Origin of the sequence: Terribium retamae (assembly GCF_022347545.1) — a bacterium.
Lineage (GTDB): Bacteria > Pseudomonadota > Alphaproteobacteria > Rhizobiales > Rhizobiaceae > Mesorhizobium > Mesorhizobium retamae.
Genome location: NZ_JAKREW010000006.1, coordinates 34,753 through 51,479 on the forward strand (window position 1 = coordinate 34,753; position 16,727 = coordinate 51,479).

Genomic DNA, 16,727 nt, shown 5'->3' on the forward strand with positions numbered 1-16,727 from the left:
CTATTCCGTGATGCCGAGCTTGGCCTTGACGAAGTCGTTCACCGCCTGCGGGTTGGCCTTGCCGCCGGTCGCCTTCATGACCTGACCGACGAACCAGCCGGCCATCGACGGCTTGGCCTTGGCCTGCTCGACCTTATCCGGGTTGGCTGCGATCACCTCGTCCACTGCCTTTTCGATGGCACCCGTGTCGGTGACCTGCTTCATGCCGCGCGTCTCGACGAGTTCCTTGGGATCGCCCCCTTCGTTCCAGACGATCTCGAACAGGTCCTTGGCGATCTTGCCGGAGATGGTGCCTTCCTTGATCAGGTCGATGATGCCACCGAGCTGAGCGGGGGAAACCGGAGTCTCTTCAATGGCTTTGCCGGACTTGTTCAAGGCGCCCAAAAGGTCGTTGATGACCCAGTTCGCCACCGTCTTGCCGTCACGGCCCGCCGTCACCTGCTCGAAATAGTCGGCAATCGCCTTTTCCGAAACCAGGATCGAGGCGTCGTAGGCGGAGAGGCCAAGCTTTTCGACAAGACGTGTCTTCTTGTCGTCCGGCAATTCCGGCAGATGCTTGGCAAGTTCTTCGACATAAGCCTGGTCGAACTCCAGCGGCAGGAGATCCGGATCCGGGAAGTAGCGATAATCATGCGCTTCTTCCTTGGAGCGCATGGAGCGCGTTTCGCCCTTCACCGGGTCGAACAGGCGAGTTTCCTGATCGATCTTGCCGCCGTCTTCCAGGATGGCGATCTGGCGGCGCGCCTCGTATTCGATGGCCTGCCCGATGAAGCGGATCGAGTTCATGTTCTTGATTTCGCAACGTGTGCCGAAGCCTTCGCCCGGCCGGCGTACGGAAACGTTGACGTCGGCGCGCAGCGAGCCTTCGTCCATGTTGCCATCGCAGGTGCCGAGATAACGAACGATGGTGCGCAGCTTGGTGATATAGGCCTTGGCCTCGTCGGATGAACGAATGTCAGGCTTGGACACGATCTCCATCAGTGCTACGCCGGAGCGGTTGAGATCGACATAAGACATGGTCGGATGCTGGTCGTGCATCGACTTGCCCGCATCCTGCTCCAAATGCAAACGCTCGATTCCGACCTCGATGTCCTCGAACTCGCCCTTCTTGTCCGGGCCGACGGAGACGATAACCGTGCCCTCGCCGACGATCGGCTGCTTGAACTGCGAAATCTGATAACCCTGCGGAAGGTCCGGATAGAAGTAGTTCTTCCGGTCGAAAACCGATTTGTGGTTGATTTGGGCTTTGAGACCGAGCCCGGTGCGGATGGCTTGGCGCACGCACTCTTCGTTGATCACCGGCAGCATGCCGGGCATTGCGGCATCGACAAGCGAGACATTGGCATTGGGCGCAGCGCCGAACGCAGTCGATGCACCCGAGAACAGCTTGGCCTCTGAGGTCACCTGCGCATGGACTTCCATGCCGATGATGACTTCCCAGTCGCCGGTGGCGCCGGGAATCAACCGCTTGGGATCGGGCGTGCGAGTGTCGATGAGAGTCATGGAGGCCTGCGTTCAGGAAACGTGAAAATCGCTTTTTGCGTGAATTTGGGCTAGCGCAACCGGCGGCGCGAGGCAAGGCTTCGGGATCGAAGCTTCGTTGCTGTCTCGCGCATCGGTTTCAGAATAACTTTGCGCGCCACCATTTCGCACCTGCGAAAGAGAAATCTTTTCTACTCCGAAAGCCGCAAATTTTGAGACGAAATTCCTGTCCGGTCCACCTGTCGGGCAAAGCGATCCTTTGAACGAGAAGCCGGCTTTGTGGACGATAAGGACAGGCTTCGCATTCCGTGCAGCCAACCCTTTCGCCTCCCAAGGCTGTTTTTGACCGAGGACTGTTATGACCACCGCCTTTAAAAGCCCGATTACCCGCCGCGCCGGGCTTGCCGCATTGCTGGCTTCCGCCGTCGCACTGGTCAGCCTGGCCGCGCCGTCGTCCGCTTATGCCGAAGACAAGAAGACCGTGAAGGTCGGTATCATGTCCGGCGAAGACGAGGATGTCTGGCGTGTCGCCACCGCGGAAGCGGTGAAGTCGGGACTGACCATCGAGACTGTCGTCTTCAACGACTATACCCAGCCCAATGAAGCCTTGGAGCGCGGCGAAATCGACGCCAATGCTTTCCAGCATCAGCCTTATCTTGACAACCAGATCAAAACGCAGGGCTATCACATTGTTCCAGTAGGCTATACCGGCCTGTGGCCGATCGGTCTCTACTCCAAGAAGCATACCAAGGTCACTGAGCTGACCAAAGGCTCAGTGGTCGGCGTTCCGAACGATCCTTCCAACGAAGGACGAGCATTGCGCGTTCTGGAGAGCCAGAAGCTGATCAAGCTGAAGGACGGCACCGGCATTCTCGCCACCATCGCGGACATCGCCGAAAACCCGAGCGGCATCGAAATAAAGGAATTGGACGCCGGCATTGTCGGCCGCTCGGTCGAAGACCTCGATGCCGCCGTGGTCAACACCGACTGGGCGTTGAAAAGCGGGCTCACCGCCGAGAACCGCATAGCCCAGGAAGCGGTCGCCGATAACCCTTATCGCAACTTCATCGCCGTCAAGCAGGGCAGTGAAAACGAGCCTTGGGTAAAGGCACTGGTCGCGGCCTATCAGAACCCGACGGTGAAAGCGGAATTCGACCGCGTCTACAAGGGCACGGGCGTCAGCGCCTACTGAGGCCGATGCAACCTTATTTGGAACGGCGAGCAGCCCGCGGCCTTTCGGCAGGCGGGCTGCTTGGTTTGGAGCCGTTTGATGCATCGCTTCTGGCAACGCGGGGGCAAAAAGGATATTTCGTGAACCAGCATGTTCTGGCGGAGACGCCGCTTTTGGCTGACACAGCGGAAGACGATACCCCCACACGCTCGACCACTCATACGGCGGCGCGCGACGAGATCGTGCGGCTGGTCGATTTGAAGCGCCGCTTCGGTGAGACTCCGGCGCTCGAGGGTGTATCGCTGACCGTGCGCAAGGGCGAAATCCTCGGCATCATCGGCCGCAGCGGTGCCGGCAAATCCACCCTCATCCGCTGCCTCAATGGACTGGAGCGGCCAGATTCCGGTGAAGTCCATATTGAAGGGCGCGAAATCAGCCGGCTCGGCGAGAACGAACTGCAGCCGCTCAGACGTCGGATCGGCATGGTTTTCCAGCACTTCAATCTGCTTTCAGCCAAGACGGTGGAAGACAATGTCGCGCTGCCGCTGAAAATTGCTGGGCGACCGAAAGCCGAACGCCGGGCGCGTGCAGCCGAACTGCTCGAACTGGTCGGCCTGTCCGCCAAAGCCAAGGCCTATCCATCCTCACTGTCAGGCGGTCAGAAGCAACGCGTCGGCATCGCCCGAGCGCTTGCTGCCGAGCCGGCTCTGTTATTATCCGATGAAGCCACCTCGGCGCTCGACCCTGAAACGACGCGCTCCATCTTGGCTCTGCTGAAGGACATCAACCAGCGCTTCGGTCTCACCATCTTGCTCATCACCCATGAAATGGAAGTGATCCGGGCAATAGCGGACCGCGTCGCTGTGATCGATGCTGGCCGCATTGTCGAGGAAGGACCGGTCTGGTCAGTTTTCGCCGATCCGCAGTCTGAGATCACGCAAAGCTTGCTCGGCGGGATCCGCCCGCAATTGCCAAAGGAAATCGCCGAAAAGCTCTCGTCCGTTCCAGGCAAGGAGGCCATCTTGCGCGTAGACGTCGCCGGTGATGCGGCGAGACGTCCGCTGCTTTCGGAATTGGCCTCCGCCGTCCCCGGCCGCTTCCGGCTGATCCATGGCGGCGTAGACCATGTCCAGGGCGAGCCCATCGGCAGTCTCTTCATCGGCGTTGCGGCCAAGGACAGCCAGGTCGCCAAGATACTTGATTTCCTGACCGCCCGTGATGCCAAGGCAAAGGTGCTCGGCTATGTCTGAGGTCATGATCCAACTCTTGCTGCGGTCGATTTGGGAGACCGTACTGATGACCGCGGCCTCGGGCCTGATATCGCTGGTCGCCGGCCTGCCGCTTGGCCTGGCGTTGATCGCGACCGAGCGTGGCGGCATTGCCGAAAACCGCTGGGTGAACCGCATCCTTGGGATCATCGTCGATGGTTTCCGTTCGGTTCCGTTCATCATCTTGCTCGTGGCTCTGATCCCCGTGACGCGGCTGATCGTCGGCACCTCCATCGGCACATGGGCGGCGATCGTGCCACTGGCGATCGCAGCCACTCCCTATTATGCGCGCGTCGCCGAAGTGTCGCTTCGCGAAGTCGACCGCGGCCTCATTGATGCGGCGCGCGCCATGGGCGGCAATCGCTGGACGATCATCCGCGAGGTGCTCGTACCCGAGGCCCTCCCCGGCATCGTCGCTGGCTTCACGGTGACCTTGATCACGCTGGTCGGAGCCTCTGCAATGGCTGGCGCCATCGGTGCCGGCGGCCTTGGCGACCTTGCCATCCGCTATGGCTACCAGCGCTTTGAAACCACCGTCATGTTCGTGGTGGTCGCGGTTCTGATCGTGCTGGTGTACGGTATTCAGTGGTTGGGCGATCGGCTGGTCGCACGTCTCGACCATCGCGCTTGATCCTGCACGTCTCGAGCAGACTGGCATTCCGTGGCGGCTTCGCCTATATGGCGTTCATCCCATGGAGTGTGGATGTTTACTTCGTCTGAGTCCCGCTAAGGCCCCGACCTTCTCCTGAAGGCGGGGCGTGAAAACCTGAAACCCCGTGCCGCTTCGGCGGCTGCGGTTTTTTGTTTTGGCCAATTCGCATCCGCGTACCGAAATCGCATCGATTTCGGACCGATGCGGGCCAGGTTTTCCCAGGATCAATCACATGGACATTTCGCGCTTGGAACAGCGCATCCTGCACCTTCTGGCGCAGGGCGGACGCATCGAAATCGAAAAAGACGACGATCAGAAAATCGAAGCCGTATATTGCCTCACCCGCGAGGGCTGGCGCTATCCAGGCTTCGACATCGCGCTCTTCAGGAAGCTAAAGCGCAAGAAGGCAGTGGCTTCTAGCAATGGCGGACCTTATCGCATCACGCGCGAAGGCTTGAGGCTGGTGCGGTCGCAACTCGACAACCGTTGAAAGCAGGAAGACCCCGTCTGACAAAGGCGCCTCCCTGCCCGGTTCGTTGCGGCGTAGGGAGGCTCCTCTGTTCAAGTCCCAGATTCCGGGACGAATTCAGGCCGTGGCGATATAGGCCTTGATCTGCTCGGCTTCACGCTCGACCGTCTCGATGCGCCGTTTGACGACGTCGCCGATCGAGATGATACCGTCAAGCAAGCCATCCTTTTCCACCGGCAGATGCCGGAAGCGGCCATTGGTCATGATTTCCATGACTTCATTCACGGTATGGCTGGCGTTGCAGATCTTAACCTTCGGCGTCATCACAGCCCGCACAGGAAGATCGAGTGCTGCAGATCCTTCCTTGGCAATGACACGCACGACATCCCGTTCCGACAGGATGCCGACGATCTTTCGGTCGCCATTGGTGATGACCAGCGCGCCAATTCGCCTTTCGGCAAGCAGTCCGACCGCCTCGGCCAGCGTCGCGTTGGGGCCAAGCGTGACCACCGCGTGGCCCTTAGCCTCAAGAATTGCCTTAACAGTCATGGCGTCCTCCTCTGCAACCATCACCGTCGGCTTCCCAGCCGGCGGTACCGACGTCAAGCAGGAGCATGGTGCGCCGGGACGGAGCGCTTTTCAAGTATTGCGATCAACCGTAGTGGGCTTGTCGACGATCGAAGAAACGCAAACCGAGGAAGCCGGCGAGAAAACCGCCGATATGCGCCTCCCATGCGATCTGGCTGTCCTCGCCCGGCACAAAACCGACCACGCCGGTGACGATGTTGATGATCATCCACACGGCCAGGAAGCTCAGCGTGGCGCGCGAGCGGAAGACCGCGCCGAAAGGCAGCAGCGGTCCCGCGAACGCACCCTTGCCGGACGAGCGGTCGACATGAAAGGCAAAGCGTGCGGCAGCGCCCATCATGCCGGAAATCGAACCGGAAGCACCAACCAGGGGCGCCTGCATTTGCGGATGGATGGCGTAGAAGAAGAACGCCGCGGCGATCCCCGTCACCGCGAAGAAAAGCGCGAAGCGGAAGGCGCCGATGCGATTGGCAAGCGGTGAACCGAACGCCGCCAGCCAGATCATGTTGACGATGAGGTGCGCCCATCCGCCATGCAGGAACGTATAGGTTATCGGGCTCGTAAGTGCATAGAAATCGATGCCGTACTGACCGGAGTAGCGAACAGGGATGAATGCCGTGTCGACCAGTAGCTCGAGATCCTGCTGGGGTGTCAGCACGTAAAGGCGCAGGACATGGACACCGACACACAAGGCCATGATCGCCAACACGATGGCCGGCAGATTGAAGATCGGTTCGCGAGCCGGAATGTCATCATCCGTCGGCCGCCGCCCCGCCCCTGTCGTCTCGTTCATCTCGTCATCCCTGTTTCCGGTCCGCGTGCATGTAAGCCAAGGCGGTGCATTAGACAAACAGCACCGGGCTGGGCGAATCAAAGGTCGGGAATCACAGAAAAAAACCGTCCGAAGTTTCCTTCGGACGGACGGTCGAGCCCCCTTGCTCCCCTGAAAGCCTTCGACTTGAATTCCATCGCCCAAGCGGGCGATGACGAAAACTGGAGTGATTTCAATCTCGCACGAACAAGTTTGAGCAGCAATCTAAACCGTTTGTTAACCTTAATGACCCCGGCCGGTTAACAAACGCCATCCAGGCTGGCACGCATCCTGCTCCGCGTCCCATGTAGGTCATCGGAAAACGCACTCCTGTTCCCCGATGGCACACCGACGAAAGGATGGCGCGGAGCATATCGGCTATGAACTTGAACGGATCGATCGCACTGTTCCAATATTGGAACCGTCTGCGCAACGGCCGTCCGGCACCACGACGGACTGAAATCGAGCCAGCAGACATCAAAACGCTGCTCGCCGATACGTTCATCCTGGAAAAGGACACACGTGGCGAGGCCGTCTTCCGGTTGGCCGGCACGCGGCTGTGCGCGACCTATGGCCGCGAATTGAAAGGCTTCTCCTTCCCTTCATTGTGGCGCGAGAAAGACCAGAGGCTTGTATCGCGGCTTATGCAGGACGTGTTCGAGCGAAACGCAGCAGTCCTCGTTTCCTATGATGGGACAAGCCGGGGCGGATATGCGTGCGGCTTCGAACTTCTGGCCCTGCCGATCGACGGTGGCGCGGAACACCCACGTTGCCTGGGCGTCGTGAGCGCAATCCAAAAACCGTTCTGGCTGGGCGCCGACCCGATCGCGGACGCCACGATCGGTTCGGTTCGCGTGATCGATCCGGATAAGGAAGTTGCCGCATTGGCCAATCGCACCACGATTGCCGCCCCTTCGCTTGCACCAGCGGAACTCGGCCGCCCTCAAGCTCACGGACGGTTCGGCAGCGCGCGACACGTGCGCCACCTTGTCGTGCTCGACGGCGGGCGCAAGGATGAATGATCTCTCGGCCGCCGCATCAAAACGCGTCGTTCAGCCGCTCCGAAATGCTATAAGCCGACGTTAACATTTTCAGCTTTTTTAACCTCTCCTCATGTAGCGTTCCGCCGAAATTCCTCGCGACGGTGCAGGAATGCCAACGAGGTATTGAGCGGTGATAAGGTCAGCGGCGATCGAACAGGCGCCGACGGCAGCTGAGAGGCGCAACTTTCAGCGTGTCCGGGTGAAGATCTATGGCCGTTTCATGCTCGAAGATCGCACCGAGCATTCTTGCCAGGTCATCGACATGTCGCCCGGAAATGTCGCTCTGCGCGCCGATCGCGTCGGCGACCCTGGCGAAAAGGTGATCGCCTATCTCGACCATATCGGCCGTATCGAAGGTGTCATCACTCGACGCCTGCAGGACGGCTTCGCCATGACTGTCATCGCCTCCGACCGGAAACGCGACAAGTTGGCCGCGCAGCTGACCTGGCTTGCGAACAAGCATGAACTCGACCTGCCGGAGGATCGCCGTCACGAACGCGTCGCGCCGCGCAACCCGATGAGCGTGCTGCAGCTTTCCGATGGACGCCAATATCCGTGCCGTATCATCGACCTTTCGCTATCGGGCGCGGCTATCGAGATCGACGTCAAGCCGGCCAAGGGCGTGCAGGTGGTACTCGGCACCATGCGCGGACAGGTGGTGCGCCATTTCGAAGAAGGCATCGCGATCGAGTTTGCCGTGGTGCAGCGTCCCGAAACACTCGATTCAGAATTCAACAGGCCCCGCGCGTAGCTCGTCCCGGCCGGCACGATTCAGAAGATGGCTTCAAGCGGCCGCGGCATCGCAATGGCGAAGCCTTGCGCCTGATCGACACCTATAGCTTTCACGAGTTCAAGTGTCTTTTCATCCTCGACCTGTTCGGCGACGGTGACGGCACCCAGCCGATGGCCGACAGCGTTGATTGATTCCACGATGGCGCGATCGAGATCGTTTTCCGTGACCTGCCGGATGAAGCTGCCATCAATCTTCAGACCGTTTACCGGAAACTGCCTGAGATAGCTGAATGAGCTGAGGCCCGTGCCGAAATCATCCAGGATCACGCCGCAACCGGCCGTGCGCGCCTTGGACAGAAAGTGCTTGGCGGCGGAAAGATTGTTCATGACCGCTGTTTCGGTGATCTCGAAATGCAATCGTCCCGGCGACAGTCCGGAGCGATCCAGTTCCTCCTGGAGGAATGGCCACAGGAAGGGATCGTTCAGTGAATTGGCAGACAGGTTGATGGCAAAGGACAATTGCTCCGCTGAGGCCAGACGATCCCCGTAGTCACGGAATGCCGTGCGAATGACCCAGCGGTCGATGTTGCCCATCAGGTCGTAGTGTTCAGAGGCAGGAATAAACGCCGACGGCTCGACGATGCCGCCGTCGTCTCCCAACATTCTGAGCAGGATTTCATAGTGGCTCGCACCGCCAGCGCCAGCGTTTAGATCGCGCACCTCCTGCGCAAAGAGCCGGAACCGGTTTGCTTCGATGGCATTGCGGATGCCGGCTGCTACCTGAACCTGCCGATGGTTGCGATGCGCCTCGCTGCCGGCACCACCATAGACGGAAACCTGGTTGCGGCCAGCCGTCTTTGCCGTGTAGCAGGCAATGTCGGCCTGGCTCATCAATTCGTCGATGCGCAGCGCGCCAGGTCCTATCACCGCAAGACCGACGCTGGCGCCAATCTGATAGGTCTGCTCGTCCCAGACAAATTTGAGCGCGGAGAGCTGACGCAACAACTGCATCATAAGCCTTTCGCCCTCGGCGGCACCGCATCCATAAAGCAGCAGTCCGAACTCGTCGCCTCCCAACCTGGCGACGATGTCGTCTTCGCGGCACGACCTGCGCATCACATTGGCCACTTCACGCAACAGCGCATCGCCCGCAGCGTGACCCGCGGTGTCATTGACCAGCTTGAAGCGGTCGAGATCGATGAAACACATGACGTGTTCCTGCCCATGTAAACGAGCCTGTTCGGAGGCGATCCTCAGCCCCCGTTCAAAAGCGCCCCTATTGGGAAGGCCGGTCAGGCTGTCATGGTTGGCGGAATGCTCCAGCGCCTGCTGGAGTGTGCGCGCCTTGGTCACATCCTGGAACACCAGAACTGCGCCGATGACCTCGCCCGACGCGGTACGCACCGGGGCAGCGGAATCTCGAATGCTCCTGCGCTCGCCGTCGCGCCCGATCAGAATTGCAGCGTCGCTGAGATAGAAAGGCTGGAGCCGATCGAGGCAGGTCTCGACAGGGTCGGGAATGGGATTGCCGGTCTGTTCGTCGACGATCCGAAAAACCTCGCGCAAAGGCATGCCGGCCGCCTCGCTCGCCAACCAGCCTGTCATCTGTTCGGCGACCGGATTCATGAACGTGATGCGCGCTTGTGCATCTGTTGAAATCACCGAGTCGCCGATCGAGTGAAGCGTGATACGCAGCCGCTCCTTTTCCTCGAACACCGCCTGAGTCAGTTCGACGTGGTCGGTGATGTCCCAATTCATGCCGACGGCGCGCAGGGGCGCTCCGCTTTCGTCCCGTGATAGCTTGGCGAGTGACCGGATGTGACGCATCGTGCCCGAATGCTGGCGCCGAATGCGTACATCCATGGAAAATATCGACGTTTCCTGAACTCCGAGCTCATAGCGACGCAGCACTTCAGGTACGTCGTCGGGGTGGATGAAGGTCATCCAATGCTCGAGCGTGCCGTCGAAATCTTCGGGCGACAGCTCATACAGCTCGTACATGCGTTCGTCCCAGGTGAACTGCCCTGTTGCGAAGTCAAGTTCGAAAATACCGGCCTCGGATGCTTCGACGGCCAGTTGCAGGCGCTGGTTCAAAGCGACGATCGCCTGTTCCGTTTCCTTGCGCGCGGTGATGTCGGTATGAGTGCCAATGCAGCGCAGCGGCTTGCCTGCCTCATCCCTTTCGATCACCTTGCCCCGATCATAGATCCAGCGCCACGTGCCGTCCTTGGCGCGCATGCGATGCTCGAGAACAAAGTCGACCGTCTCATTGCGGAAGTGTCTTTCGATGATATCCATGCAGCGCGGCAGGTCCTCGGGATGGACATGCTCCGACCAGTCGCTGACCGTGTTGCCGATATCGTCTTCCTCGTAACCCAACATGCTCTTCCAGCGCTGGGAGTAAAAGACGTAGCCGGTCTCCAGATTCCAATCCCAGACCCCGTCACCGGCGCCATCGACGGCAAACTGCCAGCGCATCTCGCTTCTGCGTAGCGCGGCCTCTGCCGCCTTGGCCTCGGTGATGTCGCGCGAAATGCCGATAATGCCAACGATCTCGCCCTTTTCATCCAGGCGTGGCGCCTTGGTCGATGAATAAGTGCGCAGCACCCCATCGACCATAACGGTTTCCTCGACGGTAAATGGCTTTCCCGTTGCCATGACGTGCCTGTCATGGAGAACCACGGCGTCCGCCGTCTTTTTTGGGAAGACTTGATGATCCAGCTGGCCGAGGATTTCGGCACTTGACCGGCCGGCCAGTTGCTCGACCGACTTGTTGGTGAGCAGATAACGCCCCTCAAGATCCTTGGCGTAGATCAAGTCCGGCGTGCCCCGCATCACGGCTTCCAGGAGCGCGAGCGCATCATGCAGCTGCTTGGAGCGTTCGATCTGTTCGGTGATATCCCAACAAACACCGACAAAGCGCTGGACAACACCATCGGCTTCGCGGATCGCCTTGGTTGCAACGCGGATGTGGTGAACTTCGCCGGAAGCCGGGTGAATTGCTCTGTATTCGATCGAGGTGAGTGTATCACGCGATTCCGCGAAGAGACGTGTCCGCTCCCGCACGCGCGGAATGTCGTCAGGATGCAGCAAGCGCGAGAAGCTTTCGCGTGATCCGTCAAAGGTTTCCGGTGTCACGCCATGCAAGGCACAGGTGCGATGATCCCATTTGCGTATGCCCGTTGCGGGGTCGAGATCGAATGTGCCGATCTGGCCTGCCTCGAGCGCGAGCTGCAGATGATCGGTCGCACTGGAAAGCTGTTCCAACGTGTCCTTCAGTTGCGCTGTCCGCTCGATATCGGCAGTGACATCCCAGCAAGCGCCGATGCCATGACGGGCCACGCCGTCCGAATCCCGTTCCAACTGAACTGAAACGCGGATGTGCCTGTAAGTATCGGATTCTGGATTTTTGACGCGGTAGTCCGCCTGATAATGCGTTTCGCCACCGTTCAGCGCTGTTTCGCGGATGCGCTCGAGTTTTTTGACATCGTCGGGATGCAACAGCCGATCGAAGCCCTCTTGCGTATGGTCGAACGTTTCAGCCGTTACGTTGTGCAGCTCGTGTGTACGCGCGTCCCAATGCCGAAGGTCCGATGGATAATCGACATGGAAAATCCCGATACCGCCTGCCTCCAGTGCGATATCTAGCCGCTGTGACGCACTGGCGAGTTGCGCCTCCATCTCTTTTTGACGTGAAATATCGGTGATCGTACCAACGAGCCTGTGCGATCGCCCTTCCGGTGTCCGCGTGAGCACCTTACCCCGCGCGCGCACCCAGACCCAGTGTCCGTCTTCGTGACGAAGCCTGTATGTCTCGTCATGGGCAGGCAGCAGCCCTTTTACGACGCCCAACGCGGCCCGCGCGACGCGGTCGCGATCGTCGGGATGTACCCTTTCCTGCCACTCCTCCGCACTGACGGTCATCTCGCCGGCTTCGAGGCCAAGCATGACCCTCATCTGCGCAGAAACCCACATCCGGCCGGCAAGAATATCGTTGTCCCAAACGGCCTGTTCCGATCCGAGCAAAGCTTCGGTCAGACGTCGTTCGTTCTCGGCCAGCGCTTGTTCGCCCAGCTTGCGTGTATCGATATCGACGATCTGCAGGATGAAACGAAACGGGGTGTCCTCCGTTACCGGATCCAGCGATGAGATACTGGTGAGGCCATGAAAGACGCTGCCGTCGGCGCGAAGATAGCAGCGCTCTACGCTCGCTTCCGCAACCAATGGCTGGGAAATGCCGATGCGATCATCGAGATGTACGATATCCGCCAGGTAGAATTCGTCGCCCTCTACGGGATCACGACCGATCAGCGCACCGAATGCCACATTGGCGTACAGGCAGCGGCCTTTTTCACCAAGCAATGCCATCGCTATGGCGGCTCGGTCGACGATGCAGCGCAGCAGACTGTCACCTTCGAGAAGAACCATCGCCTTGTGACGATCAGACTTTAGACTGGCGTTCTCATCCATCTGCCGCTTCTTGACTGCCCTCAACAACTTCAAGTGGCATGAACTCGCTTTAACAGGGCAAGACTTGCGCCTCCATCACGCGAAAGGCAAGTCCTCCGCGCAAGGCGCAGGGCGCCGCGCTTTCCAGCAATTTCAATGAGGTATAAGCCTCACCATCGAATTTGCCCACCGCTCAAATCATCAGAGTGACCGGCAGCAGACATGGAAAGTACGGTTAATGAATTATGATAAAAATCGTAACTATTTTATACTTATTGTATTTGAAATAGTTTTCAAATCGTTCTTCCTTTTATTCAATATCTACTGCGTGATTTTGCGTCAAATAAATTCGACCGTGGCATTGTCCCCTCAAACGGGGAGACGACAAGATGGACGGAATTGGACGCAAGCTGCTGTTCGCAGTGGCGGCGCTGGTCGGCGCGGTGGGGACCGCAAAGGCTGGCGGCGACTCCATGCCGACCGGCGCTCGCACGACGCAGCCCGTTGGCCACTATCAACTGTGCAAGCAATTGCCGGAAGAATGCAGTCAGCGCACCGCGAAAGGAGCACCGATCGAGCTCTCACGCAAATTGTGGGCGACGATGATCTCGATCAACAATGGCGTGAACACGAAAGTGAAGCCGGTCACCGACCTCGAAGCCTATGGCGTCGAGGAATACTGGGCCTATCCTGATCAGGGCTACGGTGACTGCGAGGATTATGCCTTGGAGAAGCGCCGCCAGCTGATGAAGGCCGGCGTTCCGGCGGGCGATCTCCTGATCACGGTCGCCCGCCAGCCGAATGGCGACGGCCACGCCGTGCTGACGGTGCGCACGTCGATGGGCGACTTCGTGCTCGACAATCTGCAGCCGAAGGTTCTGCTTTGGAGCGCCACGCCTTACACCTATCTCAAGCGCCAGTCCGAGACGAATTCCGGCGTTTGGGTGACGATCACCGACGGCCGCGCCGACGCGGTCGCGAGCGTCCGCTGATGCGCCTGGGGCTGGGCGGCGACCCGGCCTCGCTCGTCCAGGACGCGTCGGAAAACCCGGTCGAGTCCCCACTCTCCCCGTCCCCGACGACCGGGTGAAGGAGCCGGCCCCGTCCCCGGGCCGGCTCCGCCGTTTTTGAATTGGAATACCCGTTGGCTGGTCTCCGCTTCCAGCGGATCAGGCCTCACTCAGCCCCGCCCTGAATCGTCTGCCGTTATCAACGTAATGCTTAGCCGAGCTACGCAGGCCTGTAACGGCCTGCTCATCGAGGGTTCGAACCACTCGGGCCGGAGACCCGACAATCAGTGAATTGTCCGGAAAGACCTTGCCTTCGGTAACCAGCGCACCTGCACCGACAAGGCAATTGTTGCCGATCCGGGCGCCGTTCAGCACGATGGCACCCATGCCAACCAGAGTATTGTCGCCAATGGTGCAGCCATGCAACAGGGCGCGATGCCCGATGGTGCAGCCGACGCCGATGGTCAGCGGAAAACCGATGTCGGTGTGCATGACGGTATGTTCCTGGACGTTGCTGTCTTCGCCGATCACGATCGGCTCATTGTCGCCACGGATCACCACGCCGAACCAGATGCCAACGTTGCGGCCGAGATGGACATCGCCGATCAAGGTCGCGTCGGGTGCAATCCAATTGCTTTCCGCCTCGACAAAGCGCGGCGCCTTTCCGTCCAATGCATAGAGCGGCATGATCTTGCTCAAGTCCCCTGGTTCGGATCGCGCGGACAGTAAAGGACCGCCAGCAAGCCTGACAAGCGCATGCCCATCTTTACCGTCCGTTTACCATAAATCCCCACAGTCATCCTTGATCAGCGCCTCGCCCGGAATCGCACCAAGGCTAGGCAGCAACCCGGAAATAAGATGAGCAAACCTGCAGCCGACACGTCCGAATTCAGGGTGGTCGATTCGGCAATGATGGTGAAGGTCTTCTATGCCTTTGCTCTTATCGCCCTTATCTCGGTCGCCATCAGCGTCGCCGGTAAATGGTTTGGTCACTCGATCGCTATGGGCGGTTATTCCGACGACACAAAAATGCATGAAGTCGTGATCGGCAATAACGTAATGGCTGTACCGGCCAATATCATTCGCTTTGAGAAGGCGCGTCGCGATGGCGTCACCGATCGGCTCGATCTCTATCTTCGCTATCCGAAAATGGACGGTTACAGCGCTGCGGCGCGCGACGACTTCAACAATGCACGCGGCCAGCGCACTATCCTGTTCATGACCATTGAACAGCAAGCAATGTCGCGCGACATGAGCGGCCGTTATGCCCCGATCTACTCATCGCTGATCTTGCAGCCCGGCACGCCTGGCCCCGCCGGCACGACGCTTTATGCGTTCACCGAAAAGTCCGGTTATCTCAATGAGACACTGGCGGTCGCCGAACGTCCGGGACAAGTACCGTTCGTTGCGCGTTGCCTTGCCGGGCCGAGCGCCGAGCAATCGCTTGCACCCTGCGAGCGGGACGTGCTGATCGGCGAACGCCTCAGCCTCACATATCGATTTCCGAAGGAATTCCTGGCTGATTGGTCAGCGCTCGACGCAGCAGTCTTGGCCTTTGCAGCGCGCAGCCTCAAGACGAGCGTCGCGCTGAAGAAATAACCGGCACCTCCAATCGGAGGCGCCTTACCGCATTACAGGTCGATGTCGAGAATCGCCATCGAGAAATTGTAATCGCCTTCTTCTTCATCCTTGTAGATCAGGCCCAGGAACTCGTCGCCGACATAAAGCTCGGCTGAATCTTCTTTGCGCGGGCGCGCTTTCACCTCGAGGTTCGGGTTCTGGAAGACGCGCTTGAAATAGGCATCCAGCTTTCTGATTTCGTCGGGTTTCAACGGCTTTCTCCGCTTAGGAAATGGCTGCCCGGCACCGAACGGCGCTCATGGCGTTCCGCGCTTCTGGCACGGTAACGATGGCTATGTAAAGGCAGAGCGGCTGATTGGTGACGTTGTAAAAAGCTCGCCGCACCGGGACGGATCATTCCCCGTGCGCCGCTTGCTCCGAATGAAGGCTGACCTCAGATCGGGCCGAAGCTCCGATGAATCCGCCATTCACCCAAGGATCACCATGCGCAAAAAACCGGCCCCTCCAGACCGGCTTCTTTTCGGGCGATCGACGCCAAATGCCCTAGATGTCGAAGGAGATGACATGCTCCATCGATTGCGACGGCAGCAGTTGGTCCATCTGGCGTGAAGGCTGATCGCATCCGGTTTCGCCGACAACACGCGCCGGCACACCGGCGACCGTCTTGTTGTGCGGTACAGCCGAGAGCACGACGGAACCCGCTGCGACCTTTGAGCAATGTCCGATTTCGATGTTGCCGAGGATTTTCGCGCCGGCGCCGATCAGCACCCCATGACGGATCTTGGGATGGCGGTCACCGCCAGCCTTGCCGGTGCCGCCAAGCGTGACTGCGTGGAGGATCGAAACGTCGTCTTCGATAACTGCCGTCTCGCCGACGACAAAACCGGTGGCATGGTCTAGGAAGATGCCCTTGCCGATCCGAGCAGCCGGATTGATGTCGGTCTGGAACACCGATGACGAACGGCTCTGCAGATAGAGCGCAAAATCCCGCCGGCCATGATTCCACAGCCAATGGGCCAGGCGGTGCGTCTGGATGGCATGGAAACCCTTGAAATAGAGGACCGGCATAAGATAGCGATCACAGGCGGGATCGCGGTCGAAATAGGCCTGGATGTCGGTACGCACGACATCGGACCATTCGGGCTGATCGTCCAACATCGCCTTGAAGGTCTGGCGGATCAAGTCGGCGCCGACGTCCTGGTGTGCGAGCCGTTCGGCCAGGCGGTGGATCACGGCCTCTTCCAGCGTCTCCTGATTGAGGATGGTTGCGTAGAGGAAGGCGGCCAGCAACGGATCGCGATTGACCGCCTCGGTAGCCTCATCGCGGATCGACCGCCATATCGGGTCGACAGGCTGCAACAGGCTGGAGCGGGCGATGCTGACACTGTTCATGGATAGTCTCCGCTGGCGGCTTGTCTTATCCGGCCGGTCCTATAAGCCATAACATAGCACGGGTGAACTCAATTTTCCT

General features: G+C 59.4%; 16 protein-coding genes. 8 read left to right on the top strand and 8 right to left on the bottom strand.

Going from position 1 to position 16,727, the window contains the following annotated elements; translation table 11 throughout:
* Positions 1–1,503 (bottom strand): Asp-tRNA(Asn)/Glu-tRNA(Gln) amidotransferase subunit GatB, encoded by a 1,503-nt coding sequence (gene gatB / locus L4923_RS08950; RefSeq protein WP_239363824.1) that lies wholly within the window; start codon positions 1,501–1,503, stop codon positions 1–3.
* Positions 1,504–1,515: 12 nt separating this feature from the next.
* Positions 1,516–1,800 (bottom strand): hypothetical protein, encoded by a 285-nt coding sequence (locus L4923_RS08955; protein WP_239363825.1) that lies wholly within the window; start codon positions 1,798–1,800, stop codon positions 1,516–1,518.
* Between the two features lie 40 nt (positions 1,801–1,840).
* Between L4923_RS08955 and L4923_RS08960 the strand changes: the two genes are divergently transcribed.
* From L4923_RS08960 to L4923_RS08975, 4 genes are all read left to right on the top strand, one after another.
* Entirely contained in the window at positions 1,841–2,674 is an 834-nt protein-coding gene (locus L4923_RS08960; RefSeq protein ID WP_239363826.1) for a MetQ/NlpA family lipoprotein, read from the top strand.
* Between the two features lie 119 nt (positions 2,675–2,793).
* Entirely contained in the window at positions 2,794–3,903 is a 1,110-nt protein-coding gene (locus tag L4923_RS08965; RefSeq protein ID WP_425530923.1) for a methionine ABC transporter ATP-binding protein, read from the top strand.
* A complete protein-coding gene (locus L4923_RS08970; protein ID WP_239363828.1) occupies positions 3,896–4,552 on the top strand; it encodes a methionine ABC transporter permease in 657 nt (218 codons plus the stop codon). Before L4923_RS08965 ends, L4923_RS08970 begins: the two co-directional genes overlap by 8 nt.
* 253 nt (positions 4,553–4,805) lie before the next feature.
* On the top strand, positions 4,806–5,063 hold the full coding sequence (locus tag L4923_RS08975) for a YjhX family toxin (RefSeq protein ID WP_239363831.1): 258 nt from the start codon (positions 4,806–4,808) through the stop codon (positions 5,061–5,063).
* A 96-nt stretch (positions 5,064–5,159) separates the two neighbouring features.
* On the opposite strand, the gene L4923_RS08980 is transcribed toward L4923_RS08975, so the two are convergent.
* Together L4923_RS08980 and L4923_RS08985 are read right to left on the bottom strand one after the other, a co-directional pair.
* Positions 5,160–5,591, bottom strand: a complete 432-nt coding sequence (locus L4923_RS08980) for a CBS domain-containing protein (RefSeq protein WP_239363834.1) — start codon at positions 5,589–5,591, stop codon at positions 5,160–5,162.
* 103 nt (positions 5,592–5,694) lie between these two features.
* Positions 5,695–6,423 (bottom strand): rhomboid family intramembrane serine protease, encoded by a 729-nt coding sequence (locus L4923_RS08985; RefSeq protein ID WP_239363840.1) that lies wholly within the window; start codon positions 6,421–6,423, stop codon positions 5,695–5,697.
* Between the two features lie 398 nt (positions 6,424–6,821).
* Here L4923_RS08985 and L4923_RS08990 point away from each other — a divergent pair, with 398 nt between their 5' ends.
* Complete coding sequence (locus L4923_RS08990) at positions 6,822–7,463, top strand: PAS domain-containing protein (RefSeq protein ID WP_239363847.1); 642 nt, start codon at positions 6,822–6,824, stop codon at positions 7,461–7,463.
* Positions 7,464–7,617: 154 nt separating this feature from the next.
* On the top strand, positions 7,618–8,235 hold the full coding sequence (locus L4923_RS08995) for a PilZ domain-containing protein (protein ID WP_239364214.1): 618 nt from the start codon (positions 7,618–7,620) through the stop codon (positions 8,233–8,235).
* A gap of 20 nt (positions 8,236–8,255) precedes the next feature.
* On the opposite strand, the gene L4923_RS09000 is transcribed toward L4923_RS08995, so the two are convergent.
* Complete coding sequence (locus L4923_RS09000) at positions 8,256–12,686, bottom strand: PAS domain-containing protein (protein WP_239363850.1); 4,431 nt, start codon at positions 12,684–12,686, stop codon at positions 8,256–8,258.
* Positions 12,687–13,054: 368 nt separating this feature from the next.
* Between L4923_RS09000 and L4923_RS09005 the strand changes: the two genes are divergently transcribed.
* Positions 13,055–13,657: a transglutaminase-like cysteine peptidase gene (locus L4923_RS09005; RefSeq protein WP_239363853.1), complete on the top strand. Its 603-nt coding sequence runs from the start codon at positions 13,055–13,057 to the stop codon at positions 13,655–13,657.
* Between the two features lie 177 nt (positions 13,658–13,834).
* On the opposite strand, the gene L4923_RS09010 is transcribed toward L4923_RS09005, so the two are convergent.
* Positions 13,835–14,362 carry a gamma carbonic anhydrase family protein gene (locus L4923_RS09010; RefSeq protein ID WP_239364221.1) on the bottom strand — a complete coding sequence of 176 codons (528 nt, stop codon included), beginning with the start codon at positions 14,360–14,362 and terminating at the stop codon, positions 13,835–13,837.
* 171 nt (positions 14,363–14,533) lie between these two features.
* Here L4923_RS09010 and L4923_RS09015 point away from each other — a divergent pair, with 171 nt between their 5' ends.
* A complete protein-coding gene (locus tag L4923_RS09015; RefSeq protein ID WP_239363857.1) occupies positions 14,534–15,274 on the top strand; it encodes a hypothetical protein in 741 nt (246 codons plus the stop codon).
* A gap of 32 nt (positions 15,275–15,306) precedes the next feature.
* On the opposite strand, the gene L4923_RS09020 is transcribed toward L4923_RS09015, so the two are convergent.
* Together L4923_RS09020 and cysE are read right to left on the bottom strand one after the other, a co-directional pair.
* Positions 15,307–15,507, bottom strand: coding sequence for a DUF3126 family protein (locus L4923_RS09020; RefSeq protein ID WP_239363859.1), 201 nt, complete (start codon positions 15,505–15,507; stop codon positions 15,307–15,309).
* 292 nt (positions 15,508–15,799) lie between these two features.
* Positions 15,800–16,648: a serine O-acetyltransferase gene (gene cysE / locus L4923_RS09025; RefSeq protein ID WP_239363861.1), complete on the bottom strand. Its 849-nt coding sequence runs from the start codon at positions 16,646–16,648 to the stop codon at positions 15,800–15,802.
* Positions 16,649–16,727 lie beyond the last annotated feature (79 nt).

Bases quoted from the DNA above. Each gene is read 5' to 3' on its own strand.
- gatB (WP_239363824.1), bottom strand. From the start codon at position 1,503: ATGACTCTCATCGACACTCGCACGCCCGATCCCAAGCGGTTGATTCCC.
- L4923_RS08960 (WP_239363826.1), top strand. From the start codon at position 1,841: ATGACCACCGCCTTTAAAAGCCCGATTACCCGCCGCGCCGGGCTTGCC.
- L4923_RS08970 (WP_239363828.1), top strand. From the start codon at position 3,896: ATGTCTGAGGTCATGATCCAACTCTTGCTGCGGTCGATTTGGGAGACC.
- L4923_RS08975 (WP_239363831.1), top strand. From the start codon at position 4,806: ATGGACATTTCGCGCTTGGAACAGCGCATCCTGCACCTTCTGGCGCAG.
- L4923_RS08980 (WP_239363834.1), bottom strand. From the start codon at position 5,591: ATGACTGTTAAGGCAATTCTTGAGGCTAAGGGCCACGCGGTGGTCACG.
- L4923_RS08985 (WP_239363840.1), bottom strand. From the start codon at position 6,423: ATGAACGAGACGACAGGGGCGGGGCGGCGGCCGACGGATGATGACATT.
- L4923_RS08990 (WP_239363847.1), top strand. From the start codon at position 6,822: ATGAACTTGAACGGATCGATCGCACTGTTCCAATATTGGAACCGTCTG.
- L4923_RS09000 (WP_239363850.1), bottom strand. From the start codon at position 12,686: ATGGATGAGAACGCCAGTCTAAAGTCTGATCGTCACAAGGCGATGGTT.
- L4923_RS09005 (WP_239363853.1), top strand. From the start codon at position 13,055: ATGGACGGAATTGGACGCAAGCTGCTGTTCGCAGTGGCGGCGCTGGTC.
- L4923_RS09010 (WP_239364221.1), bottom strand. From the start codon at position 14,362: ATGCCGCTCTATGCATTGGACGGAAAGGCGCCGCGCTTTGTCGAGGCG.
- L4923_RS09015 (WP_239363857.1), top strand. From the start codon at position 14,534: ATGAGCAAACCTGCAGCCGACACGTCCGAATTCAGGGTGGTCGATTCG.
- cysE (WP_239363861.1), bottom strand. From the start codon at position 16,648: ATGAACAGTGTCAGCATCGCCCGCTCCAGCCTGTTGCAGCCTGTCGAC.